We start from the raw sequence: 2,844 nt of genomic DNA on the forward strand, positions 1-2,844 counted from the left end.
CGGAGGCGCTGCGCCGGATCACCCGCGCGGTGGAGAGCGGGCCGGACGGGCCCGACGCGATCGACGTGGTCTTCCTGGACATCCAGATGGCCGGGCTGACGGGGCTGGACATCGCCCGGCTGCTGGCCGGGTTCGCCCGGCCGCCGCTGATCGTGTTCGTCACCGCGCACGAGGGCTTCGCGGTGCAGGCCTTCGACCTCAAGGCGGTGGACTACGTACTGAAGCCCGTACGCCCGGAACGGCTGGCCGAGGCCGTCCGGCGGGCCCGCGAACTGCTGGCCCGGCCCGTGCGGGACCAGCGGGCGGAGCCGGAGCGGGCGGCCGTCCCGCCGCCGCGCCGCACGCCGGGCGGGGCGGCGGCCGTCGAGCGGGCTCCGGAGCAGATCGCCGTCGAACTGGGCGGGGTCACCCGGTTCGTGGCCATCGCGGACATCGCGTACGTGGAGGCCCAGGGGGACTACGCCCGGCTGCACACCGACGAGGGCAGCCACCTCGTGCGGATCCCGCTGTCCACGCTGGAGGAGCGCTGGGCGGCCCGCGGCTTCGTCCGCATCCACCGCCGGCACCTGGTGGCGCTGGGCCGGATCGACGAACTCCGGCTGGACGCGGGCACCACCAGCGTCCGCGTGGGCGCGGCCGAGCTCCAGGTGAGCCGCCGCCACGCGCGCCAGCTGCGGGACCTGCTGATGCGGCAGGCCACCGGCTGACGGGTCGGCACCCGGCCGCGGGCGGACCGGCGTACGACCGCCGGGCGTACCAACGCGCCGTTCGTCGCGCGGGGAAGGGCGTACGGCGATCCGCCGGGCCCGTCGGCCGCAGGGCCGCCCCGGCGGTCCGTCGCGGGGGCCGTACCCGCATATCGTGGACCATCCGGCCCGGGAGGAGCGATATGTCCGAGATCCAGGCGCTGTTGGACGCGCTGAGCGGACTGCCCCGCACCCGCCCGTCGGGGCCCGCCGAGGCCGAGGAGCTGCTGGCCCGGCTGCGCAGCGCGGCGGCCCGCTGGGCCGATGTGCTGTTCGAGGCGCAGGAGGACGCCGGCCGCGTCCTGCCCCCGCGTGCGGAGGCGGCCCTGACGCTCGCGTTCCGGCGCGCGGAGGAGTCGTACGTGGAGCTGGAGATCGCCCTGCGCGACTGCGCGGACCACCGCGATCCGGCGGTGTGATCCAGGGGCCGGAACAGGCCTGTCGTCCCGCCGGAGGCGCTGCGTAGACTCCCAGGATCCCCTCCCCCGTCGAAGGACCCTCCGGTGAACCAGACGTACGCGCTGACCGCGGTCACCGCAGTCGTCCTGGTGACGGTGCTGGTCGGCGCGCTGGGGCTGCGGATATCCCGGACCACCTCCGACTTCTACGTGGCCTCGCGGACCGTCGGCCCCCGGCTGAACGCGGCGGCCATCAGCGGGGAGTACCTCTCCGCCGCCTCCTTCCTCGGCGTCGCCGGGCTGGTGCTGCTCCAGGGGCCGGAGATGCTCTGGTACCCCGTCGGCTACACGGCCGGGTACCTGGTGCTGCTGGTGCTGGTCGCGGCGCCGCTGCGGCGCTCGGGCGCGTACACCCTGCCGGACTTCGCGGAGGCCCGGCTCCAGTCGCAGGCCGTGCGGCGGATCGCGGTGGTGTTCGTGCTGGGGGTCGGCTGGCTGTACCTGCTGCCGCAGCTCCAGGGGGCGGGGCTGACCCTGACCGTGCTGACGGGGGCACCGCACTGGGCGGGCGGGGTGGTGGTCGCCTTCGTGGTCACGGCGGCCGTGGCGGCCGGCGGGATGCGCAGCATCACCTTCGTGCAGGCCTTCCAGTACTGGCTCAAGCTGTGCGCCCTGCTGGTGCCCGCCTTCTTCCTGCTGGCCGCGTGGGCCGGGGACGGGGCGCCGCGCGCCTCCTTCGACGCGAAGGCCGTCTTCCGGGAGCACACCGCCGTCACCCTCGGGCAGGACGTCCGGCTGTCGCTGGACGAGCCGCTCACCGTGACGGTGACGGGGCGGGTGGACGGGCTCGACCACGCGGACGCCCCGCTGACGCTGGCGGCCGGCCGGCACACGGTACGGGCGCACACGCGGCTGGAGTTCGCCGCCGGGTCCGCCGTCCCGGACTCCGCGTCCCGGGCGGGCACGGCGCCGGACTCGCCCGGCTGGGCGAAGCCGCTGTCGGCGGGCGACCGCGAGCACCGGCTGTACGCCACGTACGGGCTGATCCTGGCCACGTTCCTCGGCACGATGGGCCTGCCGCACGTCGCGGTGCGCTTCTACACCAGCCCCGACGGCCGGGCGGCCCGGCGGACCACCCTGGTGGTGCTGGGGCTGCTCGGGGTGTTCTACCTGCTGCCGCAGGTGTACGGGGCGCTGGGCCGGATCTACGCGCCCGAGCTGGCGCTGACCGGGGACGCGGACGCGGCGGTGCTGGTGCTGCCGGAGCGGATGCTGGGCGGGCTCCTCGGGGAGCTGCTGGGGGCGCTGCTGGCCGGGGGCGCGTTCGCGGCGTTCCTGTCGACGGCGTCGGGGCTGACGATGGCGGTGGCGGGGGGTGCTGCACCAGGACGTGCTGCCGCGGCGCGGGGTGGGGAGTTTCCGCCTGGCGGTGGTGGTGGCGATGGCCGTGCCGCTGGCGGGCGGGGCGGTGGGCACGCGGGTGCCGGTCGCGGACGCGGTCGGGCTGGCCTTCGCGGTGTCGGCGTCCTCGTTCTGCCCGCTGCTGGTGCTCGGGATCTGGTGGCGGGGCCTGACCCCGCCGGGTGCGGTGGCCGGGCTGCTCACGGGGGGCGGTGCGGCGCTGGGCGCGGTGCTGGCGACGCGGGGCGGGGCCGCGCCGCGGGGGTGGGCGCACGCGCTGCTGGCCTGGCCGGCGGTGT

At 76.5% G+C, this 2,844-nt stretch carries 2 protein-coding genes and 1 pseudogene; all 3 read left to right on the forward strand.

The window, feature by feature from the left end; translation table 11 throughout:
* Window positions 1–707: LytTR family DNA-binding domain-containing protein (locus SSNG_RS06295; protein ID WP_063749873.1), on the forward strand; the 707-nt coding region annotated here is incomplete at its 5' end.
* A 182-nt stretch (window positions 708–889) separates the two neighbouring features.
* Entirely contained in the window at window positions 890–1,165 is a 276-nt protein-coding gene (locus tag SSNG_RS06300; RefSeq protein ID WP_042800618.1) for a hypothetical protein, read from the forward strand.
* 84 nt (window positions 1,166–1,249) lie between these two features.
* Window positions 1,250–2,844 (forward strand): annotated as a pseudogene (locus tag SSNG_RS06305) (cation acetate symporter); the annotation flags it as partial.

It is taken from the genome of Streptomyces sp. C, from assembly GCF_000158895.1.
GTDB classification, from domain to species: Bacteria; Actinomycetota; Actinomycetes; order Streptomycetales; family Streptomycetaceae; genus Streptomyces; species Streptomyces racemochromogenes.